22 protein-coding genes and 2 tRNA genes are annotated in these 25352 nt (G+C 69.3%); 17 read left to right on the top strand and 7 right to left on the bottom strand.

The window, feature by feature from the left end; genetic code table 11:
* Positions 1 to 94 precede the first annotated feature (94 nt).
* On the top strand, positions 95 to 976 hold the full coding sequence (locus tag AC6JA9_RS25310) for an NAD(P)-dependent oxidoreductase (protein ID WP_497957959.1): 882 nt from the start codon (positions 95 to 97) through the stop codon (positions 974 to 976).
* A 9-nt stretch (positions 977 to 985) separates the two neighbouring features.
* Here AC6JA9_RS25310 and AC6JA9_RS25305 read toward each other — a convergent pair whose 3' ends face one another.
* Positions 986 to 1207 carry an ATP-grasp domain-containing protein gene (locus AC6JA9_RS25305; protein ID WP_497957958.1) on the bottom strand — a complete coding sequence of 74 codons (222 nt, stop codon included), beginning with the start codon at positions 1205 to 1207 and terminating at the stop codon, positions 986 to 988.
* Between the two features lie 44 nt (positions 1208 to 1251).
* On the opposite strand from AC6JA9_RS25305, the gene AC6JA9_RS25300 reads away from it, so the two are divergent.
* Positions 1252 to 1629 (top strand): DUF2019 domain-containing protein, encoded by a 378-nt coding sequence (locus tag AC6JA9_RS25300; RefSeq protein WP_497957957.1) that lies wholly within the window; start codon positions 1252 to 1254, stop codon positions 1627 to 1629.
* A 143-nt stretch (positions 1630 to 1772) separates the two neighbouring features.
* On the opposite strand, the gene AC6JA9_RS25295 is transcribed toward AC6JA9_RS25300, so the two are convergent.
* Both AC6JA9_RS25295 and AC6JA9_RS25290 read right to left on the bottom strand, forming a co-directional pair.
* A tRNA-Glu gene (locus AC6JA9_RS25295) sits at positions 1773 to 1845 on the bottom strand.
* A gap of 12 nt (positions 1846 to 1857) precedes the next feature.
* Positions 1858 to 1930, bottom strand: a tRNA-Lys gene (locus AC6JA9_RS25290).
* Between the two features lie 193 nt (positions 1931 to 2123).
* Between AC6JA9_RS25290 and greB the strand changes: the two genes are divergently transcribed.
* The 5 genes from greB (at position 2124) to AC6JA9_RS25265 (ending at position 6344) form a co-directional block, all read left to right on the top strand.
* Entirely contained in the window at positions 2124 to 2663 is a 540-nt protein-coding gene (gene greB / locus AC6JA9_RS25285; protein ID WP_141327954.1) for a transcription elongation factor GreB, read from the top strand.
* Between the two features lie 14 nt (positions 2664 to 2677).
* Positions 2678 to 3625 (top strand): deacetylase, encoded by a 948-nt coding sequence (locus AC6JA9_RS25280; RefSeq protein WP_223747657.1) that lies wholly within the window; start codon positions 2678 to 2680, stop codon positions 3623 to 3625.
* 223 nt (positions 3626 to 3848) lie between these two features.
* Positions 3849 to 5168 (top strand): PhoH family protein, encoded by a 1320-nt coding sequence (locus tag AC6JA9_RS25275; protein WP_046714397.1) that lies wholly within the window; start codon positions 3849 to 3851, stop codon positions 5166 to 5168.
* Positions 5169 to 5201: 33 nt separating this feature from the next.
* Positions 5202 to 5507 carry an HP0495 family protein gene (locus tag AC6JA9_RS25270; protein WP_141327958.1) on the top strand — a complete coding sequence of 102 codons (306 nt, stop codon included), beginning with the start codon at positions 5202 to 5204 and terminating at the stop codon, positions 5505 to 5507.
* Between the two features lie 75 nt (positions 5508 to 5582).
* Positions 5583 to 6344 carry an SAM-dependent methyltransferase gene (locus AC6JA9_RS25265; RefSeq protein WP_223747658.1) on the top strand — a complete coding sequence of 254 codons (762 nt, stop codon included), beginning with the start codon at positions 5583 to 5585 and terminating at the stop codon, positions 6342 to 6344.
* A 166-nt stretch (positions 6345 to 6510) separates the two neighbouring features.
* Here AC6JA9_RS25265 and AC6JA9_RS25260 read toward each other — a convergent pair whose 3' ends face one another.
* Positions 6511 to 7605 carry a diacylglycerol/lipid kinase family protein gene (locus tag AC6JA9_RS25260; protein WP_223747659.1) on the bottom strand — a complete coding sequence of 365 codons (1095 nt, stop codon included), beginning with the start codon at positions 7603 to 7605 and terminating at the stop codon, positions 6511 to 6513.
* A 398-nt stretch (positions 7606 to 8003) separates the two neighbouring features.
* On the opposite strand from AC6JA9_RS25260, the gene dnaK reads away from it, so the two are divergent.
* The 6 genes from dnaK (at position 8004) to AC6JA9_RS25230 (ending at position 16905) form a co-directional block, all read left to right on the top strand.
* Entirely contained in the window at positions 8004 to 9902 is a 1899-nt protein-coding gene (dnaK, locus tag AC6JA9_RS25255) for a molecular chaperone DnaK (protein WP_223747660.1), read from the top strand.
* Between the two features lie 229 nt (positions 9903 to 10131).
* On the top strand, positions 10132 to 11001 hold the full coding sequence (locus AC6JA9_RS25250) for an SRPBCC family protein (RefSeq protein WP_497957956.1): 870 nt from the start codon (positions 10132 to 10134) through the stop codon (positions 10999 to 11001).
* A gap of 27 nt (positions 11002 to 11028) precedes the next feature.
* Positions 11029 to 11433 (top strand): thiol-disulfide oxidoreductase DCC family protein, encoded by a 405-nt coding sequence (locus tag AC6JA9_RS25245; protein WP_497957955.1) that lies wholly within the window; start codon positions 11029 to 11031, stop codon positions 11431 to 11433.
* A gap of 51 nt (positions 11434 to 11484) precedes the next feature.
* Entirely contained in the window at positions 11485 to 14016 is a 2532-nt protein-coding gene (locus AC6JA9_RS25240) for an AAA family ATPase (RefSeq protein WP_497957954.1), read from the top strand.
* 40 nt (positions 14017 to 14056) lie between these two features.
* Positions 14057 to 16333 carry a vWA domain-containing protein gene (locus AC6JA9_RS25235; protein WP_497957953.1) on the top strand — a complete coding sequence of 759 codons (2277 nt, stop codon included), beginning with the start codon at positions 14057 to 14059 and terminating at the stop codon, positions 16331 to 16333.
* 14 nt (positions 16334 to 16347) lie between these two features.
* On the top strand, positions 16348 to 16905 hold the full coding sequence (locus tag AC6JA9_RS25230; protein ID WP_141327971.1) for a hypothetical protein: 558 nt from the start codon (positions 16348 to 16350) through the stop codon (positions 16903 to 16905).
* Positions 16906 to 16909: 4 nt separating this feature from the next.
* Here the strand turns inward: AC6JA9_RS25230 and AC6JA9_RS25225 are convergent, their stop codons facing one another.
* Positions 16910 to 17791 (bottom strand): DNA integrity scanning protein DisA nucleotide-binding domain protein, encoded by an 882-nt coding sequence (locus tag AC6JA9_RS25225; RefSeq protein WP_141327973.1) that lies wholly within the window; start codon positions 17789 to 17791, stop codon positions 16910 to 16912.
* Positions 17792 to 17918: 127 nt separating this feature from the next.
* Here AC6JA9_RS25225 and AC6JA9_RS25220 point away from each other — a divergent pair, with 127 nt between their 5' ends.
* Complete coding sequence (locus tag AC6JA9_RS25220) at positions 17919 to 18281, top strand: TraR/DksA family transcriptional regulator (protein WP_141327975.1); 363 nt, start codon at positions 17919 to 17921, stop codon at positions 18279 to 18281.
* Positions 18282 to 18356: 75 nt separating this feature from the next.
* Here AC6JA9_RS25220 and AC6JA9_RS25215 read toward each other — a convergent pair whose 3' ends face one another.
* Complete coding sequence (locus tag AC6JA9_RS25215) at positions 18357 to 19124, bottom strand: double zinc ribbon and FHA domain-containing protein (protein ID WP_174816797.1); 768 nt, start codon at positions 19122 to 19124, stop codon at positions 18357 to 18359.
* A gap of 114 nt (positions 19125 to 19238) precedes the next feature.
* Here AC6JA9_RS25215 and AC6JA9_RS25210 point away from each other — a divergent pair, with 114 nt between their 5' ends.
* Positions 19239 to 20933 carry a serine/threonine-protein kinase gene (locus AC6JA9_RS25210; RefSeq protein ID WP_223747665.1) on the top strand — a complete coding sequence of 565 codons (1695 nt, stop codon included), beginning with the start codon at positions 19239 to 19241 and terminating at the stop codon, positions 20931 to 20933.
* Between the two features lie 391 nt (positions 20934 to 21324).
* On the opposite strand, the gene AC6JA9_RS25205 is transcribed toward AC6JA9_RS25210, so the two are convergent.
* Positions 21325 to 22497 (bottom strand): FHA domain-containing protein, encoded by a 1173-nt coding sequence (locus AC6JA9_RS25205; RefSeq protein WP_267700621.1) that lies wholly within the window; start codon positions 22495 to 22497, stop codon positions 21325 to 21327.
* Between the two features lie 148 nt (positions 22498 to 22645).
* Here AC6JA9_RS25205 and AC6JA9_RS25200 point away from each other — a divergent pair, with 148 nt between their 5' ends.
* Both AC6JA9_RS25200 and AC6JA9_RS25195 read left to right on the top strand, forming a co-directional pair.
* On the top strand, positions 22646 to 24859 hold the full coding sequence (locus AC6JA9_RS25200) for a RelA/SpoT family protein (RefSeq protein ID WP_223747667.1): 2214 nt from the start codon (positions 22646 to 22648) through the stop codon (positions 24857 to 24859).
* A gap of 69 nt (positions 24860 to 24928) precedes the next feature.
* Positions 24929 to 25324, top strand: a complete 396-nt coding sequence (locus AC6JA9_RS25195) for a RidA family protein (protein WP_223747668.1) — start codon at positions 24929 to 24931, stop codon at positions 25322 to 25324.
* Positions 25325 to 25352: the final 28 nt, after the last annotated feature.

Below are 25352 nucleotides of genomic sequence, written 5' to 3'. Positions count from 1 at the left end.
GGCCGGCCCGCGTCTGAATACCCCGGGTTTGTGGTCTACTCGCGCCGCACCGCTTCCATGTGCGGCGCTTGAACGACACACCTGGGGATGACAGATGACATCGACGCGTCCGACGAAGCTGACGGTGATTGGCAGTGGCCTCATGGGAACCGCGCTGGCGCGAGCGTTCGCCGCCGCGGGGCACGAGGTGGCGGTTTGGAACAGGACCCACGCCAAGGCGCAAGCGGTGGGCCGTGGAACGGTGGCGTTCGAGAAGCTGGGGGAGGCGGTCGCGGGCCGTGAGCTCGTCGTCGTCTCACTGTCGAACTACGCGGCCTGCGCCGAGCTGTTCTCCTCACCGGGCGTCTCAGCGGCGCTCGCGGGGAAGACGCTCGTGCAGCTCACCAGTGGGTCGCCGGCGGATGCGCGCAGTGGCTTGGAGTGGGCGAGCGCTCATGGTGTGGACTATCTGGATGCGGCGATCCTCGCGTATCCCGCGTTCGTGGCCACGGAGTACGCCACGGTCTTCTATGCCGGCTCGAAAGCCGTCTTCGAGCGACACATTGGGACGCTCCACGCGATTGCGAAGAACGCCGTGTACGTCGACGAGAAGATCGGTTCCGCCGCGACGCTCGACTGCGCGATCCTCGAGGCGTATTACGGCGGCACGCTGGCGGTCCTCCACGCCGCGGCCATGTGCAAGGCGGAGGGGTTGGACCCGAAGGAGTTCTTCGCCCAGAAGAGCTCCTTCCTCGGATTGATTTCTGTCACCGCCGACGCCGCGCAGGGAATGGTCGAGCGCAATGACTTCACGGGCGACCAGTGCAGTCTGAATACCCATGTCTCAGCCCTCGAACACATCGTCCGGCTGAGCAGCGATGCGCGCATCAGCACCCGCTTCCCGCGGGAGTTGCTAGAGAACTACCGGCGAGCCCTCGGTGCGGGACTGGGTGAGCAGGAGTTGCCCGCGGTGTTCCGGACGTTGGAAAAGGACTGAACCTCCGGTTCAGTCCCCGAGTGCGTCTGCGATTGCCGCGATGAACGTAGCTGGCGATGTGCTCTTCGGGCGATCGCTGACCTGGCCGTCTCCCAACTCGACGATACGCCAGACTCCGTCCGCGCGCAGCGCGAGGTCGACCGTGACGAACGGCAGGTCAAGTGCTGCCGCGGTAGATGCAATGGATTGGAGCAGTGTTCGTCCTTCGGTACTCAGCCCTTCGCAAGCCAACGAGAGTTCGGACTGAAGGTTCTTCGTGACTACGGGGGCATTCGGTGAAGCAGGAATCGCTGAGCAGGGCTTCAATTCAGGAGCTGAAGGCGTTGTACGAGGACGCTGCGAGTCTGCACGGGCAGGCGTCGGTCTCTGGTAACCACCGAACCGCAAACGCTCAGTACAAGCGGATCACCACGGCGTGGCGAGAACTCAGGCGCAGGGGGGATGAAGGACGGTCGACGCTTACGGAGTTGCTCCAGAGCGGCAACCCGGCAGTTCGCGGCTGGGCTGCGTCACACGTCTTGGAGTTTGCTCCCGAACTGGCCGCCGCCGAACTGGAGCGCCTCGCAAGCGGGCCTCCGGGTGTCACGAGGCTCGATGCAGAGATGACGCTCTCTGAGTGGAGGGCCGGCAACCTGAAGTTCGACGAGCAGTGACCTGAGTCAGCTCCCGCTCGTCGAGCTTCCCTAGGGACGCTCGTGTCGTTACGCGGGCTGGCGTAACGCCGCAGTAACGCCATTCAGCGGCCAAAAACGAACGGGGTTGGACAGTTCGCACCGTCCAACCCCGCGTTTTTACATGTCCCCGACGGGATTCGAACCCGTGTTACCGGCTTGAAAGGCCAGCGTCCTGGGCCTCTAGACGACGGGGACGTCGTCACTGCATGAGTCGCGGGGGGATCGAACCCCCGACCCTCGGCTTAAAAGGCCGGTGCTCTACCATCTGAGCTAGCGACTCGCACTATTCTTTTGTCCAAAATCCTCGGGCAACCCTCCTGGGCCCCGGAGGCAGGCGCTTCCTACCAGCACTCCTTCGCGCTTTCCACTGGCGAGCGCACGTCCGGCATCCTGACAGTGGCGCGCTCGTCACTTCGGGCACACCCGTCCCCTCGGCCCCCACCTCCGTCAGCCATCGGCGGTATACAAGTCCCATGTCCCAGGACCTCTCCCCAGATGAGCACGATGACCTGGAGGCCGAGGACGGCGAGGAGAAGGCTCCGTTCCGTCGCTACCTCACCCGCTCGGGCGCCGAGCGGATGCACCGGGAGCTCATCCGCCTGCTCAACGAGGAGCGCCCCAAGGTCACCGCCGAGGTCTCCGCCGCTGCCGCCCAGGGCGACCGCTCCGAGAACGCCGAATACATCTACGGCAAGAAGCGCCTGCGCGAAATCGACCGCCGCATCCGCTTCCTCCAGCGCCGCCTGGACACCGCCACCATCGTCACGCCTGCTGAACAGACCGACCGTGCACACGTCTACTTCGGCGCCACCGTCACCCTGGAGGACGAGGACGGCCAGCGCACCACGTACCAGATTGTTGGGTCCGACGAGATCGACGCCGCCGGAGGTCGCATCAGCGTGGAGTCCCCCATTGGACGCGCCCTCCTGCGCAAGGGCGTGGGCGACACCGTGGAGGTGCGCCGCCCCCGCGGTGAAATCGAGCTGTCCATCGTCGACATCCGCTACGACTGAGTGAGGACGCCCCCATGCCTCGGACGCTGCCCATCAACCCCCGCTTCCGCCGCATCTATCAGCACCTGAGCGGGGCGGACCTGGCCGCGCCCGAACTCGAGGAACTCTCCCTCGAGGACCTTGGCCTGGGCGACTCGCAGAAGTCCCGCGTCGGCCTGCTCTTCGGCACCTACAGCCACCCGGGCCTCGAGCGCGTCCTGCGCGCCTACGGCCTCATCCAGCGCGCCGAGGAGCGCGTGGGTCCCGTGGAGCTGCGCGTCCAGGGCGAGGACCCCTTCCGCCCCCGCGTCATCCTCTGGAGCCGCCGCTTCTACGCCCCCGTCGCCGACCTCTCCCTGCGCATGGCCACCGGCGCCGAGGTCGGCCTGGGCGACGCGCTCGCCACCGCGCCCCTGCTCTACGTGGACGCGCTCCTGCTCCAGAATCCGGGTCGCCCCTTCGACTGGCACCGCCCGCCGCTCCCCGGCCAGAGCCACCCCGGGCTCGCGCTCTCCGCGCAGCTGCTCGAGGTGCTCATGCTCATGGCCCGCCGCATCGGCGCGGAGGCGCTGGCCCTCACGCCCTCCACCTTCGCCGCCGCCAGCGTCTATGACCGGCGCTTCCTCTTCGTGGACGGCGCCGCCCAGGGCCGCTTCCTCGCCATGCGCGACGCCGGAAGAGGCCGTCCGCGCTGGCTGCTCGCGTGGGCCGTGGAGCTGGGCTGCCTGCGCGACGCGGAAGGGCAGCCCGTTCCCTTCACCCCCATGCCCATGCTCGCGCCCCTGAGCCGCCGGTTGATCCGCACGTTCGACGCGAAGCGCTGGGCCGAGGCACGCGAGCAGACCGGACGACAGCCCCTCACGCTCGACGAGGAGGCGCTCCAGCAGCGCTTCCCCTGGCAACGCATGCCCCCGGGGCCTCCGCCCGAGCGATTGGCGGAGCTGCTCGGGTATGATCCGCTCGCCCCCGTGCTGGCCCACTGAGCCGCGCGCCCCCGGAGTGTCGGCCAGGCCACGTCCCCTCGCGGCGAACGCTTCGCCGGGAGGACCGGTGCGGGGCGTGGGGTTTCGAACAGCCCGCGTCCACGCACGAACACGGCTGCTTCCGTGGGAGCCGCTGCGTATATTGGAGTGAGCGTCAGGCACAGCCACGTCGCACGGTCACCAGCGGTCGCACCCGTACCCATCAAGGTCGCGCGAACCCACGATGCGAAAGAACTTCATCCTCGACACGAACGTCCTCCTGCATGATCCGCGCAGCATCTACGGCTTCGAGGACAACAACGTCATCATCCCCATCTACGTCATCGAGGAGATCGACCAGTTCAAGCGCGACCTCTCCGAACTGGGCCGCAACGCCCGCCTCGTGGCCCGCTACCTGGATGGTTTCCGCGCGGAGGGCTCGCTGAAGGAGGGCGTACCCCTGCCTCGCGGTGGCATGCTGCGGGTGTCCTTCACGGACCGTGAGCTGCCGCTGTCCATGGCGGACAGCAACCTGATGGACAACCGCATCCTCGCGGTGGCCATCGACCTGATGGAGCAGGAGCCGGACACCCAGGCCGTCTTCATCACCAAGGACACCAACCTGCGCATCCGCGCGGACGCCCTGGGCCTCATCGCCCAGGACTACGACACCGAGCGGGTCGAAATCACGGAGCTGTACACCGGCTTCACCGAGCGGCTGGTCCCCAAGGAGCTGGTGGACCAGATGTACAAGCCCGGCGCCGAGGTGGAGCTGCCCGACGTGGACACGCTCTTCCCCAACCAGCTCGTGCTGCTCAAGGACGAGACGAACCCGTCCCACACCGCCATGGGCCGGCTGCACGGGCTCAAGAACCGGCTGGTGCCGCTCCTGCGCCAGAGCAAGGAAGGCACCTGGGGCATCCGCCCGCGCAACATGGAGCAGGCCTTCTGCCTGGACCTGCTGCTCAACGACGACATCAAGCTGGTGACCATCGTCGGCAAGGCGGGCACGGGCAAGACGCTGCTCGCCATCGCCGCGGGCCTGCAGAAGGTGACCGAGGAGAACCTCTACCAGAAGCTCCTGGTGAGCCGTCCCATCTTCCCGCTGGGGCGCGACATCGGCTATCTGCCCGGCAGCGTCGAGGAGAAGCTCAACCCCTGGATGCAGCCCATCTTCGACAACGTCGAGTTCCTGATGAACTTGAGCCGCGCGGACAAGAAGGCCGGCCGTGGCTACCACGAGCTGTTGGACCTGGGGCTGATGGAGATCGAGCCGCTCACGTACATCCGCGGCCGGAGCATCCCCAACCAGTTCATCATCGTGGACGAGGCGCAGAACCTCACGCCCCACGAGGTGAAGACCATCATCACCCGCGTGGGCGACAACACGAAGATCATCCTCACGGGGGACCCGTTCCAGATCGACAACCCCTACGTGGATTCGACCAACAACGGCCTGGTGCACGTGGTCAATCGCTTCAAGAGCGAGAAGATCGCCGCGCACATCTCGATGGCCAAGGGTGAGCGCAGCGCCCTGGCCGAGCTCGCCGCCAACCTGCTCTAGGCACCTGGGGTGCCCAAGCGATAGAGACGTGTCATGAAGAAGGACGGACCTGGAGACGCGCCCCCGGAAGAAGGGGAGAAGAAGCCCCTCATCGAGTACCCCTCGGTCTACACCTTCAAGGTGATGGGCAAGCAGGGCCCTGGCTTCGCGGAGCACGTCAGGGAGCTGTTCCGCCGGGCCATGGGCACGGAGATCTCCCCGGACTCCATCAGCGAGCAGCCCAGCAGCAAGGGCACCTATGTCTCGCTGAGCGTGTCGGTGTACCTGCTGTCGGAGGAGCAGCGCCGGGCCATCTACGACCTGCTCCACAAGGACCCGCGCGTCATCTATCACCTGTGACGCCAGGGGCTCGGGAGGGGGCTCCCTCTCGTCCGTCTCTGGAAGTCCGGTCGGGGTTGGGTATATGAGGAGTCCATGAGCCCGGCAGAGCCCTTTCCGCTGTACCACCCCGCGGACGCCCGGCGCGCGTTCAGCTCGGACGACGTGACCCGGCGTTTCGCCAAGGTGGCCCAGCTGGAGCCGGGCTCGCAGGTGCTCGTGCTCGGGTGTGGCCCGGATGCCAGCGCCGCCCTGGTCCTGGCCCGGGAGATGGGCTGCACCGTCATGGCCGGCGACACGGACGAGTCTCATGTCGCCGCCGCCCGGGAGCGGGTCCGCAACCAGGGCCTCGGCGACCGGATCGAGGTCCGGGGCGTTGCCCTGGACTCCCTCGGGCTGCCAGACGGTGCCTTCGACGCCATCCTCATCCCGGGTCGGGTGCTCTACACGCTGAAGGGGACGATGTCCGTCCTGCGGCCGCTGCTCGCCAAGCGCGGGCGGCTGGGGATGACCTTCCCCGCCAGGGTGGGGCGCGTGGTCCCCAAGGCCGCCGCCGAGCTGTGGGAGCGCCGCCTGGGCGCGCCGCTGCTCCTGCCGCGTGAGCTGCTCATGTCGCTGGAGATGGGCGGGTTCGAGCCGGAGTCGGCCGAGACGCTGCACGACACGGAGCTCGACGACTATTACCGCGAGGTGGAGGCCAGCCTGCGTCCGACGTCGGGCCCCCAGGCCTCGTCGCTGCGCGAGGAGCTGGCGCTGCACCGCGAGAGCAACGGCAAGGCCAGCGTCAGCTACGCGTTCCTGGTGGGACGCCGCAAGGAGCCGGGCGAGAAGCCCCCGGCTTCGCGCGACCGCGGCTGATTCACGTCACCCCGCGTGTCCGGGAGCGCCTCGGTCCGTCCTGGGCGCCTCGCTGCATCCTCGTCACATGGCTGCATCGCCCGGTGCCCGGGCGACGTGAAGGCGGCGGTGCGTTGGAGTCGTGCCCCTTGGGAGGGCGCGTGCGCTTCAGCTGTCGATGTGGCGCCTAGTTCAGCGCGCCGTTGAAGTCGACCAGCTCGATGGACTCGGGCGCGACGGACAGGTTGACCTGGTCGCGGTAGCCGGCCGCGTCGCCGCCGACCTGGAAGGGCATGGGGCGCGCGAAGCGGATGGTGGCCTCGCGGACATGGAAGTCGTGCAGACCCTCCGGGAACCAGCGGCCGGCCCACATGCGCGGCAGGTTCGCCAGCACCTGCGTGGGCGTCACCTGGCCCAGGCGCAGCTGCATGAATCCGCGACGGCCGCACGAGAAGGGGAACATGCGCAGGCCATAGCCGTAGAAGGGCATGGTGCCCGCCGCCGCCATCATCAGCTTCCCGCGGAAGAGCACGTCGCCGGGCGCCAGTGGCGCACCCTGGGGCTGGCCATCCGGGCCCAGGCGGTAGGCCTCGCTCGACGGGCCGTTGACGACCTCGCACTCCACCCAGGTCGAGTTCGTCAGGTAGTGCGGCACCGTCTTGCACGCCACCGCGGAGAAGTAGCCCCCGCTGCCCGTGAGCACGCTCTTGAAGAGCCCCTTGCCCAGGTTCTCCTTCACCCAGATGTAGTCGTTGAGCACCTTGCCATCCACGCCCAGGCCGGCGAACGGCGCGCGCTGCCCGTCCACCATCAGCAGGTCCATGGGTCGGAATCCGGGCACCTCACCCGTGCGGGCGCGCAGCACGTCGTTCAGGATGCCGTCGCCCCGGGTGCCGGAGGCGTTGACGTGGTTGGCGATGCCGTTGCCCGTGCCGAGCTTGAGGATGCCGAAGCGGGGCACCGGCTGGCCGGCGAAGCGGCCTCGCGGACCCACCTGCTGGAGCACCTCGTTCACGAAGCCCATGAACGTCCCGTCACCGCCGCCCGTGAAGACCATCGGGTAGCCCCGCTCGAGCACCGTCTGCGCGATGCGGCGCCCGTCCAGCTCCGAGCGCGACAGGAACAGGTCCTGCTCCGGCACCACGTGCGACAGGGACTTCACCACCCGGGCGTCCACCTTCCGGGCGTTGGCGTTGAGCAGCACCGCGACCTTGGGTTCGACGGAGACATCCGCCGAGGGGGCGCGGCGGAGGTCCGGAGAGCGCAGGGGCTGAACCAGCATGGGGACATGCTCCAGGGTAGGTGCGGGTGGGGGGACCCGACATCGACGCTGGCCGTACTGTGCACTTTCATTGCCAACGGGTGACGCGGGGCGTCAGCAGGCAGGCAGGCACGTCATTCCAGGGGGTTGCAACGTTGGTTGCTGTGCCAAAGGCCGGCCGGTTGCTACCTCGGGGTGACGGGGGTGTAGAGCGGGTTACGCACCCGTGGCGTGAAGGTGGCGATGGCGTGACGCGGCAGGCGGCCTCATGCGCACTGCGCTACGCACCCAGGAGCATCACCTTGAGGCGTGAGGAGCCGACACCACTGCCTGGTTTGACACCCGGGGGTGGGTGGTTACGTTGGGCGTACATCAGGAGCTTTTGAAGAAAACGCAGTCATTTCCGGAGGATACGAACCGTGGGCAAGATTATTGGGATCGACCTGGGCACCACGAACAGCGTGGTGGCGATCATGGAGGGTCGCGAGCCCAAGGTCATCGTCAACGAGGAAGGCAGCCGCATCACGCCCTCGGTGGTCGCGTTCACGAAGGATGGCGAGCGCCTGGTCGGCCAGGTGGCGAAGCGTCAGGCCATCACGAACCCCGAGCGCACCATCTATTCCATCAAGCGCTTCATGGGTCGCCGGTTCGACGAGGTCTCCGAGGAGACCAAGCTGGTGCCCTACAAGGTCTCCCGCGGCCCCAATGGCGACGCGCGCGTGGACCTGGATGGCAAGCAGTCCAGCGCGCCGGAGATCAGCGCGCAGGTGCTGCTGAAGCTGAAGCGGGCCGCCGAGAACTATCTGGGTGAGAAGGTGACGGAGGCGGTCATCACCGTCCCGGCGTACTTCAACGACGCCCAGCGCCAGGCGACCAAGGATGCGGGTGAGATCGCCGGCCTGACGGTGCGGCGCATCGTGAACGAGCCGACCGCGGCGGCGCTGGCGTACGGCCTGGACAAGAAGAAGGACGAGAAGATCGCCGTCTACGACTTCGGCGGCGGCACGTTCGACGTGTCCATCCTGGAGGTGGGCGAGAGCGTCGTCGACGTGCTCGCGACCAACGGTGACACGCACCTGGGCGGTGACAACATCGACCAGCGGATCATGGATTGGCTGGTCGTCGAGTTCAAGAAGGACACGGGGCTGGACGTCACCAAGGACAAGATGGTGATCCAGCGCCTGAAGGAGGCGGCGGAGAAGGCGAAGATCGAGCTGTCGAGCGCGACGGAGACGGACATCAACCTGCCGTTCCTCACGGCGGACGCGTCGGGTCCCAAGCACCTGAACGTCAAGCTCACGCGCGCCAAGTTCGAGGCGATGATCGACGACCTCATCGAGCGCTCGCTGGAGCCGTGCCGCAAGTGCCTCAAGGACTCGGGCCTGGACCTGAAGGACCTCAGCGAGGTCGTGCTCGTGGGTGGCACCACGCGCATCCCGAAGGTGCAGGAGGCGGTGAAGCGGCTGTTCGGCAAGGAGCCGAACCGCTCGGTGAACCCGGACGAGGTCGTGGCGGTGGGCGCCGCGGTGCAGGCGGGCGTGCTCTCCGGCGAGGTGAAGGACATCCTCCTGCTGGACGTGACGCCGCTGTCCCTGGGCGTGGAGACGCTGGGCGGGGTGATGACCAAGCTCATCGAGCGCAACACCACCATCCCCACGCGCAAGTCGGAGACGTTCTCCACGGCCGCGGACGGCCAGTCGCAGGTGGAGATCCACGTGCTCCAGGGTGAGCGCGAGATGGCGAACGACAACCGGAGCCTGGGCCGCTTCCACCTGACGGGCCTGCCCCCGGCGCCGCGTGGCGTGCCGCAGATCGAGGTGACGTTCGACCTGGACGCCAACGGCATCCTGAACGTGAGCGCGAAGGACAAGGCCACGGGCAAGGAGCAGAAGGTCACCATCACCCAGTCCTCGGGCCTGGCGAAGGACGAGGTGGAGAAGATGGTCGCCGCGGCCCGCGAGAACGAGGCGGCCGACAAGGACAAGCGGGAGCTGGTGGAGCTGAAGAACCAGGCGGAGGCCCAGGCCTACGGGGCCGAGAAGCTCATCAAGGAGAACAAGGAGAAGCTCTCCGCGGATGTGGCGAAGGGCCTCGAGGACGGGGTGGCGGAGCTCAACAAGGTCCGCGAGGGCCAGGACAAGGACGCCATCAAGTCCGCGCTCGAGAAGCTCCAGGCCGCCAGCTACAAGGCCGCCGAGGAGATGTACAAGGCGACGGGCGGGGCGCCGGGTGGCGAGCCGCCTCCGGGGGCTGCTCCTGGCGCGCAGCCGGGCGCGAAGAAGGACGACGTGGTGGACGCCGAGTTCCGCCAGTCGTGATGCCGGGGCCGTGAGGCCCGTGCGTTGAGTCAGAAGGGCCGGTACCTCCGCCACGCGGGGGGCCGGCCCTTCCGCTTTGCGGGCGCGTGCGGCCGGCCCTCCGGGAGTCGGGATGAGCGTATGTGGAGCGAGACGCGGCGCTGACGCAAACGCCCGAGGACACTGGGGCGAGCGTGGGTGAGGGGGATGCAACGTGGGGCGGCTCCACGCAGTCTCGTGAGGTGCCCGCATGTCCCGAGTCCTGTCCCAGCAGTCGTCCGTCCTCGCGCTGAACATCGAGCCCGAGCCCGGAGCGCTCCCCGTCGACGCGTCGGCCACGAGGAAGCCGCAGTCCGCGTCCGCGAGGCAGGAGGCCAGCACGCTGGAGGTCTTCCGGGGGCCTGCCTCGAGCGGTGGCGGTGTCTCGCCTGGGGTGGGGCCCCGATGCGGTCCCATGACGGGGACACCGAACGACTTCGACTTCGCGGTGGGGGGCGCTTTTCCTCCACGCCCCACGGGCAACGTGCGGGAGCAGATGAAGCAGGGAGCCCTGACGGTCGCCCAGTCCGAGGCGGCCGCGGCGAGCCTGCTGCTGGGGAAGGGGACGGTGGTGGACGCCTACGCGCGAGGGCACCTGCGGCTGCTGGACCCGAGTCCTCCCCTCGAGGGGGCTCCCACCTCCCTGACGGACTACACCAGCGTCCTGCCCGGCGTGGCGCCGGAGGTGGCGTGGGACTACCTCGTGCGCAATCCCGGTCCGGTGTTCGAGGCCGCGGGCATCCGGCTCCAACCTGCCACGGGCGCGCTGGCGGACGGGGCGAAGGTGTTCCTGGAGGAGAAGGGGCCTCCGCCCGTCTGGGCGCCCGTGACGTTCCGGCTCGAGCCGGAGAAGCACACCGTGCACATCACCACGCTGGACGGACATCCCCTGCGGGGGACGAACCGCTTCGTCTTCGAGGACGACGGGGCGGGTGGAGCGCGACTGCGCCAGTACTCGGCCTTCCAGGGCAGCTCGCCCGCCACGTCGGTGGGCATGAAGCTGATGGACCCCATCGAGCGGCAGCATGACATCTGGCGCTCCGTGCATGCGCATCTGCATGACACGCTGGCCTCTCGCTGACATAGAACCAGGGTGGAGGTGACACGGATGGTGCTGAGGACGACACCCCCGGGACATGATGTGATCCTCTACGACGGGCACTGCAGCATCTGCAGCGGCGCGGCGCGCGAGTTCCAGCGACTGCTGGGCGGACGGGGCACGGAGCTGCGCTCGTTCCGGGACGAGGGCGTGCTGGAGGCCTTTCCGGGCATCAGCGCGGAGCGGTGTGAGCTGGCCATGCAGCTGGTCCGCGCGGACGGGCGGGTGATGGAGGGCGCCGAGGCCATCGTCCGGGCGCTGGGCCGGCATCCCCTGGGGAAGCTGTTGTACGTCTATTACGTCCCCGGACTGCGGCAGCTGGTGGATGTCGTGTACCGGGCCGTGGCGCGCTATCGGTTCCGGATTGCCGGGCGGACCTGCACGGATGGCGGTTGCGAGGTCCACTTCAAATAGACGGAGGGCGGCGGGTAGCATGGGGCCAACCCCGCTGCCTCCGGATAGTCCGTGCAATCACAGCCGACGACGTACCTCCAGGCCGCCCGGGCCTTTCGCCACTTCTTCAATGAGTTGCGGGATGTCTACCTGGAGCGGGAGACGCTCTTCACGCAGCTGGAGCTGGCGCTCCTGAGCCGGGAGCACGTGCTGGTGGTGGGGCCGCCGGGGACGGCCAAGAGCGCCATCGCCAGCGCGGTGCTGGGGCGCATCATCGACGAGAAGACGGGACTGCCGTCGCTGTTCTCCAAGCAACTGGCGGAGTCCACCGTGCAGACGGACCTGCTGGGGCCGGTGGACTTCAAGGTCCTGACGGAGACGGGGCGCACGGAGTACCTCACCGACGAGGGCATGCTGGGCTCGCAGCACGCGTTCCTGGACGAGGTCTTCGACGGCCGGGACATGCTGCTGCGCTCCATCCTCAACGTGCTGTTCGAGCGCGAGCTCAAGCACGGGCGGCGGGTGACGGCGGGCCGCACCGAGTGCGTGGTGATGACGAGCAACCGGTACCTCTCCGAGGTGCTGGCGCGCTCGCCGGAGCTGCTCCTGGCCTTCGCGGACCGGCTGAGCTTCATCAGCTTCGTGCCCAAGTCCTTCGCCCGGAAGGAGAGCCGGGCGGCCATGCTCCAGCGCTTCGAGCACGGCGCGCGAGCGGACCTGCGCGCGCCGCTCTCGCTGCAGCAGGTGGACCTGCTCCAGGACGCGGTCGCGCGCGTGCGGGTGCCCAGCGTGGTGATGGAGGGCGTGGAGCTCCTGACGGACGCGCTGGAGCGCGCGCTGACGTCGCACGTGTCCAAGCTGCCTGACTACGTGCCGACGAAGTACTTCTCACAGCGCTCGGCGGTGAAGGCGCTGTGGGCGCTGAAGGCGGCGGTGGTCCGGGATCAGATCTACCGGCGGCCCGAGCGCCCGCTGGAGGCCTCCGTGGAGGACCTGGACGCGCTGCGCTGGTTCTTCCTGCTCGGAGGGCCGCCCTCGACGGAGACGGACGCGCTGCTCAAGTCCGTGGTCGACCCGAGGGAGCGCGCGCAGCTCGAAATCGTCCGGCTGGAGCAGCGCACGTTCGACGAGGTCATCGCCCAGGTCCGCCAGGAGCTGGGGGGCGGGCTGGAGCGCGAGGCCCAGGCGCTATCCGCGGCGGACGAGGCCACCACGGTGGAGGCGCTGTCGCGCAACTGGCAGCCGGCCATCGCGTCCACCTCCGCGCGCAGCCTCATGTCCAAGCTGATGCCCGGTCCGCGCCACCTGCAGAACCGGGTGCCGCTGCTGGCCGCCGCGCGCGCGCTGGTGGCGGCGATGGACCAGCGGCTGGCGCGAGGCATGGCGGGGCAGGGCGAGGGGCGCGGCGGCCTGTCCCTGCTGACCTCGTTCCAGGACGTGCTGGAGCTCTGCCGCGTCCTCCCCGAGCTGAAGCCCGGGCTGACGCCGCTGAGCGAGGCCACCGCCCGCTTCCTCGAGGGCGCCCTGGAGATGATTGCCCTGACCGCGGAGAGCGCGGACTTCGAGGAGGGCCTCAAGCTGGAGGGGCTCGTCGGGCTGGCGGACAACCTGGAGGAGGAGCTGTCGCGGATGGCCGACCTGATGGGCCTGCTGGCCGAGGGCGCCCCGGCGACGGTGGAGCGGCTGCGCAAGGTGGAGGTCGACGCGCGCAAGCGGGTGGTGGGCGCGCTGCGGCGCCGGGCCACGGTGGCCTTCCAGGGGGCCTCGCCGCGAGGCCGCAAGGAGCCGCTGGAGGCGCTGGCCGCGGACTCGCGTCGGCTGTCCCAGCTGGAGCAGTCCCTCATCGCGCTGGACCCCAGCCAGCGCAGCTTCAAGGAGGAGCTGCTGCTGCCGCTGGGACTCTCGTATGCGCGCGAGGTCCTGGCCTCCACGCCGTTCGAGCGCGTCGAGCAGTACGGCCGCGCCGTGCAGTCGGTGGTCGAGAACCTCCGACGTGAGGGCCTCCCGGTGGACGTGGTGATGCGCGAGTGTCAGGGCATCCTCGACGGACGTCTGCGGGAGCACGCCAAGGCGCTCACTCGCGAGGTGGCGAGCCCCCCTCCCGCGGCGGCCTCGGTCATCAACGGCGATGCGTACGTCTTCTATCGCGGTGAGTTCTCCGCCAGGGCGCCGGACGGAGAGCTGGCCGCGCTGCTGGGGCTGGACGGACAGCTCGCGTTCACCCGTGGCGGTGGGGCGTCGGCGTTCTTCTCGGAGGAGGCTCGCGCGGCGGTGGCCCAGGCGGAGCTCGCCTTCCTCCAGTCGCGGGTGAAGTTCCTGCGCAGCTGGTTGACCCAGCTGCTCACCTCGCTGCCGGCGCCGGAGGCCTTGAAGGAGCGCAGCGAGGTGGAGCGCACCGTGGACCGGCTGGTCCGCAGTCGCTTCCCGTTGCTGGCGTTGAAAGAAGGCGAGCTGGTGCGGCTCAAGGGCGTGTTGTCACTGCTCTCGGGGCTGCCGGGAGAGGTGGGGGAGAACGCGCGTCGTCTGGGGACGTTGCTCCATGGCATCGAAGAGGACTTCGGGCGCTACAGCCGGCAGGTGCTGGAGCGCCGGGCCGCGGCATGAGCGCACCCGGGCCGCATAGTGCTGAGAGGCGGGGCTGAGCATGCTCTCGCGGCGGCTCACCGAGTTGCGAGCGCGGCTGGACGCGCTTCGTCAGCCTCCACCTGCAGCGGGCGGGCCACGGTGGTGGCCCTTCGGCCGGAAGGTCGCGGGGACCGGGGACCTGTCGCTGCCAGTGCTCGAGGCGTTGGACCGCGAGCTGGACCGCGTGGGAGTCCACACGTCGGCGGATGCCCTGCTGCTCCATGCCCTGGGGGCTCGTCGCGGGCGCGCGGGCTCGCTGTCCCAGGGCCTGCAGGCCCGCGCGGGACAGGCGCTCGGGGAGTTCGAGGAGCGTCTGGTCCGCGTGGAGCGGGCATGGCGGGCGGGAGTGCTGCCCCCAGGGACACTCTCCATCCTCGAGCGGGCCTTCGTCCGGCTCGCTCGCGCGGTGAAGGTGGCCGACCTCTTCCTGCGGCCCTACACGGAGGACCTCCCGGACGAGGACTTCGTCGTCTACGAACGACCAGCGTCCGCGAGCCGACCCCAGCGGCCTCCGAGCAGCGCGCGGATGGCGGTGGCCGAGTACTTCGCGACACGGGCCCGGGAGAATGTCGCCGACGTCGTGCAGAAGCGCAGGGACCTGGACCTGGCGCACGAGATGTTGCTGCGACTGGGGGCGGACCATGACCGGGAGCGGGCGCTGCCGCTGCGTCGCGACGTGGCCGAGGCGCGGGAGCGCACGCGCGCGGTGCCCGCGGTCCGCTCGCTCGAGGAGCTGCTGCGTCACGTGCGGCACACCGCGCGCCACGAGCCCCAGGTGGCCTATCGCTCGCTGCGTGGCCTCTATGAGCGGGCCCTGGAAGCAGGGGACCTGGAGCTGGCCGCCGCGGCCCGCTCGAGCCTGGAGCCCTTGCTCCCCACGCGGACGCACCTGACGGTCATGGTGGAGAACGCGGAGCGCGACGCCCTGGCCGACTGGTTCGGCGAAGCGCCCCAGCCGGCGCGGCCCGAGGTCGACGCACCCCGCCCGGACGAGCTGCTGGCCGACCTGGCCTTCTCGTTGCGCCCCGAACAGCTCGCGACCTTCGAGCTGGCCGCGGGCTGTGCCCGGTACTTCGACGTGGAGGACGCGCTGTCCGAGGAGATCGTCCTGGCGGAGACGAAGACCGCCCGGCGTATGGCGCGCCGCGTGCCCTATCCCACGCAGACGATGACCTTCGAGACGACAGGCGCCCTGCACGAGGTGAACAACTTCGTGCTGACGGACCCGCGCATGCTCCTGAGGGACCTCGCCGCCAACCGGCAGCTGGTGCGGGCGTACGTCGAGGACGCGCCGCCACCGCAGTCGAAGAAGGTGAAGCGCACCGCCGTGCGCGTCTATGTCTGCGACGCGTCCGGCTCCATGCATGGCGCCCGCGCCCGCTTCCGCGACGCCCTCATCATCGCCGAGCTCAACAACCTGCGCGTCAAGGCCCGCAGGGGCGAGTCGTTCGACCCGCTCTACTTCAGCTTCTTCAACGACGTGCCCACGGAGCTGGCCCGGGTGGACACGGCCGTCGAGGCCACCCGGCAGATAGAGCGCCTCTTCCGCGACTCGCCCGCGGAGGGGCAGACGGACATCTCGCTCGCGCTGATGTCCGCCTTCGACTCCATCCGCGCCGCGCAGGGCAGGGACCCGTACCTGGCGCGCGCCACCGTGGTGCTCGTCACCGACGGTGAGGACCGCGTGGACCTGGACCTCATCCGGCGCACGCGCGCGCCCATGGGCTCGCTGGACATCGCCCTGAGCTTCATCTCCCTCGGTGAGGAGAACCCGGACCTGCGCTCGCTGGTGCGCGAGCAGCGGGCCTCCGGGCTGCGCGCCTTCTACCACCACCTCTCCGACGAGGAGATCCTCTGGGCCCGCACCGAGTTCGACACACCCTGGCGCACGCTGCTGCCGCGTGACGTGCCCGCCACGCCGGACGCGCTGGAGCTGCTCGCGCCGCACCTGGAGGCGCTCGAGGCCGTGGCGAGCGGACGCGGCTCGAACACGCCTGTCGCGGTGGAGGCCTCGTTCGAGGCGCTCTTCCCTGAATCGCCCCCCAGACCCGAGGGCGGGCAGGTTCCTGGCGCGGACGTGGTGGGCCGGGTGGTGGACATCCTCGGCGCGCTGGTGGAGGCCACGTCCCTGGCTCCCGCGGACAAGCGCGCCACCGAGAGCGTCGTGCTCCTCCAGCACCTGCTCACGGTGTATGGGCTGACCCCCGCGCGCTACCTCGCGGCGCTGTCCGTCGGCGGACCCTCGGTGGAGGACGCGCTGTCACGAGTGCGGCTGTTGTGCCGCCCCTTCGGTTAGGCTTGCCGCACGCCATGTTCTTCGGCCTCTGGAAACGCAAGAAGGAGCGCTCCCGGCCAGTGGACCCGCTGGCCGCCTTCGACGAGCTGCTCGAGAACCTGGAGCGGCAGGCCTCCGAGCTGCGCAAGTCCGCGGCCACGCTGCTCGCCCTCAAGGGAGAGCTCACCCGCGCCGTGGAGCGCTACACGCGCCGCCTCACGGAGCTGGACGCGCGCCGCGCCACCGCGGAGTCCCGCTCCGACGCCAAGGCGGTGGCCGTGCTGAAGAAGGACCGCGTCCAGGCCGAGGCACTCCTCGCCTCCACCCGCGAGTCGCTGGAGCGTGCCGAGGCCGACGGTGCGCTGCTCCTGGAGGCCGCCGCGGAGCTGGGCGAGCGCGTGGAGGAGCTGCGCCGTGAGCGGGAGAGCGCCTCCGCGCGCCTGGTGATGGGCGGCATCGTCACCGACGCGCTGAAGGAGCGCGTGGCGCGCTTCGAACAGGCGCTGGTGGTGGACGCGGCGCGCGACGAGGTGGAGCGCGCGCACGCGCTGGCGGAGGTCTACCGCGAGGAGCTGCGGGAGAAGGCGGACTGAGGCTTCAGGTCCGGCGTGCCGTCTGGTGGAGCTCGAGGACGATGTTGCCGCCCTTGAAGAGGCGCACCGCGCCGGACGTCTGGCTCACCACCAGCGCGATGCAGTGCGTGGTGGAGGTGATGCCCGCGGCGGCGGCGTGCCGGGCGCCCAGGCCGAGCGGAATCTTCACCGCCTCGTCCGCGGAGGACAGGTAGCGCCCCGCGGCCAGCACCACGCCGTCCTCGCGGATGACGAAGGCGCCGTCGAGCACGCTGAAGTTCTTGATGGCCTCGCGAATCTTCGGGTCCAGCACGTTCCGCTCCGCCTCGGAGAGGCCCTGGAACGGATTGATGGTCATCTGCCGGCTCTTCTCCAGCACCGTCGTGTGGTCGCCGATGGTGATGATGGTGCCGATGGGGTGACCCTCGAAGCCCTCCTGGCCGATCTGCAGCGCCAGCTGGATGAGCGCGTCCACCACCTGGGAGTTGAACTCCTCGCCCAGCTTCACGCCCTCGATGGCGAGCCGATCATCCAACGAGCCACCGATTCGCATCTGCATCAGCGTGTCGGGAGCGCGCCCCACGCGCCCCGTCATGCAGAGCACCAGGTCGCCTTCCTTGAAGGCCCCCTGGGAGAGCGCGGAGACGAGCGCCACCTTCACCCGCTCGGTGCGCGAGTAGTCGTAGGCGGGGATGACGAGCGCGCGGACCTTCTTGAGCTGGTGCTCCTGTGCCAGCTTGTCCAGCGTCACCGCGTACACGAGCTTCTTGCGAGCAGGCCTGCCGCGCAGCTCCTCGGGAGGGATGGGCGTGTCGCAGATGTAGAGGAAGTGATCGACGTCACTCTTCGCGGCCAGGGAGAGGGCCGAGCGCAGGAACTCCCGATCGAACTTCGTGTTCTCGCTCAAACGCCCCTCCCTTCACCCGCAGTTCGTGACCACGTCAGCTTGACACCGAAGGCTCCCTGAATAAAGCTTTCGGGCCCTTTTTTTGGGGGACAGGGCCCAAAAACCCTCGCGTACTGGAGCGAAGGCTGTGAACCAGAAAGATCTCAAGCGTTACAAGAAGATGCTCGAGGACAGCAAGGCGAGCCTGCTCGAGAGCGCCAAGAAGACCCTGGTGGAGGAGTCGAGCTTCGACACCGACGATCTCCCCGACGAGATCGACCTGGCCTCTTCCGAGTATGCGCAGTCGATGGTGTTCAGACTCCGCGACCGCGAGAAGTTCCTGCTGCAGAAGATTGATAAGGCGCTCGAGCGCATCGAGAACGGCTCGTTCGGCGTCTGCGAGCGTTGCGAGGAGGACATCTCCCCCAAGCGGTTGGAGGCGCGTCCGGTGACGACGCTCTGCATCCGCTGCAAGGAAGAGCAGGAGAAGAAGGAGAAGTCCTACGGCTGATGGCCGTGGGGTCCTGGGGCCGCGCGGGAAGAGATGTCCCGTGCGGCCCGGGGAGTCAAAGCGCGGGGCGGTGCCTCAGGCCAGCGGTGCCTGGATCTCCACCCTCAAGAGCTGCCGACCGATGAGGTAGTGGTCACCGTTGTCGACGAAGGTCGGGCCGGCCAGCCGCATGAAGGTGCCGTTGGACGAGCCCACGTCGCGCACCGTCAGCCGGTCCTGGCGCACCTGCAGCACCGCGTGCCGGCCGGAGACGAAGCCGTCAGTGGGGAAGGTGAGGTCGCCTTGCTCGCGGCCCAGCAGGTTGTCGCCCTCGCGGAGCGGATAGGCCGCGCCCTTCAGGCCCCCCTCCAGCAGCTGGATGAGCCGCAGGCGGTAGCCGGGATCCGGTGAGCCCCAGACCTGGGTGCCTCCCGGGCCGGGTGTCGCGGTGGGGATGGGCTCCAGCACCAGCCGTTGCCGACCCAGACGCAGCTCGCCCCCGGGGGACAGCTCCCGCTCCTGGCGCAGGCGGACGAAGACGCCGTTGGCGCCTCCCACGTCCTCCACGGCCAGGCGCGCGCCGGAGAAGAAGAAGCGCATCTGCACGGGCATGATGAAGGGGTCGTCCGGGAGCGGGATGTCACCCTGCTGACCGCAGGTGAGGGTGTCGCGCTGCATGCGGACGACGGACTCGGGGCCGCCATCGGCCCGCACCACGCGGATGGAGACCTGGGGCCGCGAGGACAGGCTGGCCACGGCCATGACCATGGTGCCGGAGCGCAGCGGCGAGCCGCAGGCTCGGCAGACGGTGGCATCCCGGGGGTTCTCGGTGTCGCAGCGGGGGCAGTATTCCATCGCTTCCATGGGGCTGGGCGGGTTCTACCAGGGGTGGGGCGCGGTTGCTCGCATTGCGCGCGGCTTGCTCATCACCCGAGCGACGTGGTGAACTTCCAGCCCCACCCTTCGGGGACGTTTGACTTGCACTGCCCCTCCTGCGGCGCTGACGCCCAAGAATCCTCCCGTTTCTGCCCGGCCTGCGGCGCGACCCTCGTGCGCACGGCGGATGCTGACGATTACGTCGGCATGACGATTGCCCAGAAGTACCGGGTCGAGGCCCTCATCGGCGAGGGGGGCATGGGCAGGGTGTTCCGGGCCCGGCAGATCTCCCTCGACAAGGTGGTGGTGCTCAAGGTGCTGCGGCACACGTTGCTGTCGGACGAGCGCACCGTGGCGCGCTTCCAGCGCGAGGCCAAGGCGGCCAGCCGGCTCAACCACCGCAACTCCATCAGCGTGCTGGACTTCGGCCAGGCCGAGGACGGCGCGCTCTTCATCGCCATGGAGTACGTGGCGGGGCAGGACCTGCACCAGATTCTGAGCCGCGAGTGGCCGCTGGGCGAGGCGCGCGTGGTGCGCATCGTCAGCCAGGTGCTCGGCGCGCTGTCGGACGCGCACGGCGCGGGCGTCATCCACCGGGACCTGAAGCCCGAGAACATCATGGTGGAGCAGCGGCGCAACGAGCCGGACTTCGTCAAGGTGCTCGACTTCGGCATCGCGAAGATCACCGACTCCACGGACGACGGTCCGGCGCTCACCCGCGCGGGCTTCGTCTGCGGCACGCCCGAGTACATGTCGCCGGAGCAGGCGCGCGGGGCGCAGCTGGACCACCGCTCGGACCTGTACGCGGTGGGCGTCATCCTCTACCAGCTGATGACGGGGCTGTTGCCGTTCGAGTCCGACTCGGCGGTGGGCTTCGCCACCAAGCACCTCACCGAGGAGCCGCCGCCCCCGACGCGGCGCCGGCCCGACGCGCGCATCTCCCCGGCGATGGAGCGGCTCATCCTTCGCACGCTCTCCAAGGACCCGGATGATCGCCCGGCGAACGCGGAGGCCTTCCGCGCGGAGCTGCTGGCGGTGGAGAAGGAGCGCCGTCGCGAGGCGGCGGGCTCGCGGCGTCCCCAGCCCTCGGCCGTGCTGGCGCCGCTGCCGCGCAAGTCCGGCGGCCGCCCCGACGATGCCCGGGATGCCACGGCCCCCGGGTGGGGCAGCGAGATGACGGTGGAGGCCACGGTCCGCGCGCTTCCGGACGTGCTCTCGCCGCTGCCCTCGAGCGCCGACGTGATGCCCGCGACGCGGGAGAAGACCGACTCCGTCGTCCCCACGCAGCCCGGCGTCGGTGGGGGTGGACTGGCGTTCTTCTTCAAGTCGCTGACCGTGTTGCTGGTGCTGGGCGCGGGGCTCTTCTACGCCTACATCTATTACACGCAGGGCGCGGGGAAGGGCGGGGGCTCGCCCTTCGCGATTCCCTCCAACGCCCCGGTTCCCGGCAGGACGGGGAGCGTCATCCCCTCGGATGCGGACCAGCCGCTGTACGAGCGGCTGATTCCGGCGCCCGATCGCAACCTGGAGCTGTCCAAGAAGCACGCCCAGGATGGCGATCAGTCCCTGGAGCGGGGGAAGCTCGACATGGCCGCCACCAGCTACCGGCAAGCGTTCGAGGCGAACCCGGACCCGGAGCTGGCGCTGAAGCTCGGCGAGGTCTACTGGCAGCGGGACCAGCAGGATGAGGCCCGGAACTGGTGGATGCGTCACCTGCGCGACGTGCGGGACTCGCGGGCCCGCGCGCTCATCGAGCAGCGGCTGGGCGGCAGCGTGGCCCGCCCGTCGGCTCCGTAGCGTCGGTGCGTGGGTCGGTGGTGTCGGGTGGGGGGCCCGCCCGCGCGACTCCGCCGCTCCGTAGCGTCAGTGCGGTGGCGTCAGGTGGGGGTTGCCTGCCCGCGCCGACCCTGCCTCGTTCCCATGCAGGGCGGGGTGCTCGTCTTCACTGGCGGGGGGCGTGCTGCCACGGACATGCTGAGACCGCGGAAGGGTCGTCCTCAAGAGGTGCCGCTCCGCGGAGGGGCCATCTTCAGTGGCGGCACCGAGCCTCGCGAGGCCCCGGCTTGCTATCGGGCCTCATCGAGGCATGACTCGTCTCGCCCGAAGCGGTCATGCGCTCCCGCGCATGCTCTGATGCGTGCTGCTCGTGGGACGTCCGTGGGCGCCCGAACGGAGCACACCCGCTCGCTCAGGCGAGCGTCTCCACCTGCAGCACGTGCTGGCCCAGGCGGACGCGGTCTCCCGGTCGCAGCGGGCGCTCCTCGCCGGGCGGGATTCGCACGTAGGTGCCCAGTCCTCCGGACAGGTCCCTGAGCAAGGCGCCCGTCGGTGTGGGGGACAGCTCGCAGTGCCGACCCGCGAGGCCCTCGTCACCGGGGAAGCTCAGGTCGCAGTGGGCCTGTCCCAGGGTGAGCAGGGGCGCCGCCGTCACCACCGCGCGGCCACCTCGACCGCCCATGATGACCTCCTCGACGCCGTACACCGCCTGCCCGAGCGGCACGGGCGCGCCGTACACTGTGGGCCGACCCGGCACCGGCGCGACGGGCTCCAGGCGCCCCGTGAAGCGGAACAGCCGCTGGCCCGCGCTGAAGTGCGTGCGCGCCGTGATGGCCTCGGTGCCCGCCACCGTGACGAACACCCCCGAGGCGCTGTTCTCGTCGCGCACGAAGAGCGCGCCGTCCTTCACCAGGAACGTCGCATGGAGCGGCGAGACGAACCCGTCATCCGGGAAGAGGATGGCGCCGCGCTGCCGGCCCACCACGCACCCCGTCACCGGCAGCTTGTAGCGCTGCCCCCGCGTGGACCCGGCGATGACCGCCAGCCCGAAGCGCGAGGCCGCCGGTGGAGGGCGGGGCGCCGCCACGGCCGGGGCGGAGGTCCCCGTGCGTCCGGGCATCGCCGCGTCGGGCACCGGCGGAGGCGGCCGGGTGTTCGCGGGGCCCTGCGGCGCGGCTCGGGGCGCCAGGGACGGAGGCGCGTTGCCCGCGGGCTGCGCCGCCGGAGGCCGGGTGTTCGCGGGGCGCTCCACCATCAACCCCGCGGCGGCCGTGGGGGGCGGCGTCCGGGCGGACGGCCTCATCCCCGGCGGAATGGCGCTGGGCGGGGGCGGGGTGGTGGGAGGACCCACGGGTTCGGAGCCCCGAGGCCCGGGGAAGGAGGCGACGGCCGCCGGGCGGCCTCCCTGGGGTGTCACGGCGGGCGGGGGGCGGCCCGTGGTGGCCGGCTTGGACGCGGGGGCCTTGGCGGTGGGCGCCTCCCCCGTGGCCTGGCCGCACAGCACACAGGTGGCCGAGCGCGGCGGATTGAACCCGTCACAGTTCGGGCAAACCACGGAGAGAGCCGACAACAAGAGCTGTGACATGGGCGGAGGCGAATCTACGAGCGCGTAAAACGTCGGGTCAACGAAAGCGAACGCGACGGGTGGGACAATCCCGGAAGAGAAATGTGACAGGCACTGTGGGGCAACGTTGCCCCCCCTCCGGCACGAAGTTACGATTCCCCCTGCTTCGATGATCCGCCTGAACGACATCCTCCAACGGGTTTCCTCGTACCACCCGGACCCCGACCTGGACATCATCAAGAAGGCCTACGTCTACTCGGCCAAGGTGCATCAGGGCCAACTGAGGAAGTCGGGAGAGCCCTATCTCGTCCACCCGCTGGAGGTCGCCGGCATCCTCGCCGACCTCAAGCTGGACGAGGCGTCCATCGTCACCGGGCTGCTCCACGACACCATCGAGGACACGCTCGCCACCGCCGAGGAGCTCACGGAACTGTTCGGCGCCGAGGTGGCCCAGCTGGTCGACGGCGTCACCAAGCTGTCCAAGTTCTCCGCGTCCGCCAGCCTCTCCCAGGAGGAGAAGCAGGCGGAGAACTTCCGGAAGATGATCATCGCGATGGCGCAGGACATCCGCGTCATCCTCGTGAAGCTGGCCGACCGCACGCACAACATGCGGACGCTGGACCACATGAACGAGGAGAAGCAGGCGCGCATCGCCCAGGAGACGCTGGACATCTACGCGCCCCTGGCGAACCGGCTGGGCATCTCCTGGATAAAGACGGAGCTGGAGGACCTGAGCTTCCGCTACGTGAAGCCGCAGGAGTTCTTCGGGCTGCAGGAGAAGCTCAACAAGCGCAAGAAGGAGCGCGAGAAGTACATCGAGGACACCTGCGACCTGGTGCGCACCAAGCTGGCCGAGCGGAGCCTGAAGGGCGACGTGAGCGGCCGCTTCAAGCACGTCTACAGCATCTACAAGAAGATCAAGGCGCAGGGCATCGACTTCGATCAGATCCACGACATCATCGCGTTCCGCATCATCGCGCCCACCGCGCCCGCCTGCTACGAGGCGCTGGGCCTGGTGCACGAGATGTGGAAGCCGGTGCCGGGGCGCTTCAAGGACTTCATCGCGATCCCCAAGCCGAACATGTACCAGTCACTGCACACCACGGTGATTGGCCCCCTGAGCGAGCGCGTGGAGGTGCAGATCCGCACCGCGGAGATGCACAAGATCGCCGAGGAAGGCATCGCGGCCCACTGGAAGTACAAGGAGGGCAAGGCGGTCATCTCCAAGGATGACGAGAAGTTCGCCTGGCTGCGCCAGCTCATGGAGTGGCAGCAGGACCTGAAGGACCCCAAGGAGTTCCTCGAGACGGTGAAGGTGGACCTCTTCACCGACGAGGTCTTCGTCTTCACGCCCAAGGGCGACGTGCGCTCGCTGCCTCGCGGCGCGACGCCGGTGGACTTCGCGTACGCCATCCACTCGGACGTGGGCAACCGGTGCGTGGGCGCCAAGGTGAACGGAAAAATCGTTCCCCTGCGCTACAAGCTGAAGAACGGCGACACGGTGGAGGTGCTCACCAGCCCGCAGCAGCACCCGTCCAAGGACTGGCTCACCTTCGTCAAGACGAGCCGCGCGCAGCAGCGCATCCGCGGCTTCATCAAGCAGCAGCAGCGCGAGAAGAGCCTCCAGTTGGGCCGCGAGCTGACGGACCGCGAGCTCAAGCGCTTCCAGCTCAACTTCAACCGCCTGCTCAAGAACGGCGAGGTGAAGCGCGTCGCCGAGGAGCTGGGCTTCCGCGTCGAGGACGACCTGCTGGTGGCCGTGGGCTACGGCAAGGTGACGCCGCAGCAGCTGGTGCAGCGGCTGGTGCCCGAGGAGAAGCGCAACGAGGCGGAGGCCACGCCGCGAGGGGAGTCCTCCGGCAACGGCGCGCCCTCGGGGGGCTCGTCCATGCTGCCCGGCCTGTCGCGCGTGACGGACCTGGCCAAGCGCCTGGTGGGCCGCAGCAACCGCAGCGGCGTGCAGATTGGCGGCGTGGATGACGTGCTGGTGCGCTTCGGGCGGTGTTGCAACCCCGTCCCCGGCGACCCCATCGCCGGCTTCATCACCCGGGGACGGGGCGTCACGGTGCATACGGTGGGGTGCGAGAAGGCGCTCGCGACGGACCCCGAGCGGCGCGTGGACGTGAGCTGGGATGTGCGCGGTGACTTCAAGCGCCCCGTCACCCTGCGCGTGCTCACCGCGGACCGCACGGGCCTCTTGGCGGACATCTCCAACATCTTCTCGAAGAAGGGCGTCAACATCTCCCAGGCCAACTGTCGGGCCACCGGGGATGACCGGGCCGTGAACACCTTCGAGGTCATCATCTCCGACCTGAAGCAGCTCACGGACCTGATGCGCACCATCGAGCGCTTGAGCGGCGTGTACTCCGTGGAGCGAATCTAAAGGGCCGCCATTCGTGGTAGAGCGCCCAGGAAAATCCGGCGGCCACCTCCGGCCGCCCGACTCCTCGAGGTGCGCTCCATGGCTCGACAGACCATCCACTCGGACCAGGCCCCCAAGGCCATCGGTCCGTACTCGCAGGCGGTGCAGGTGGACTCGGGGAAGATGACCTTCCTCTCCGGGCAGATTCCCCTGGACCCCGTCACCATGGAGATGGTGCCGGGGGACGTCGTCGCCCAGGCGGAGCGGGTGATGCTCAACCTCCAGGCGGTGCTCAAGGCGGCCGGGCTGGACTTCAGCCACGTGGTGCGCAGCACCATCTACCTCACGGACCTGGGTGACTTCGCCCGCGTCAACGAGGTCTACGGCCGCTACTTCACCGGCGCCCCGCCGGCCCGCGCCACCGTCCAGGTCGCGGCGCTGCCGCGCGGCTCCAAGGTGGAGATCGACGCCATCGCCGTGTCCTGACGTCCCAGGCCCCGTGACGTGAAAGCAA

The organism is Myxococcus sp. MH1, assembly GCF_059738865.1.
Note: the sequence above shows the minus strand (reverse complement) of the source record. Positions and strands in the feature narration are given on the sequence as shown.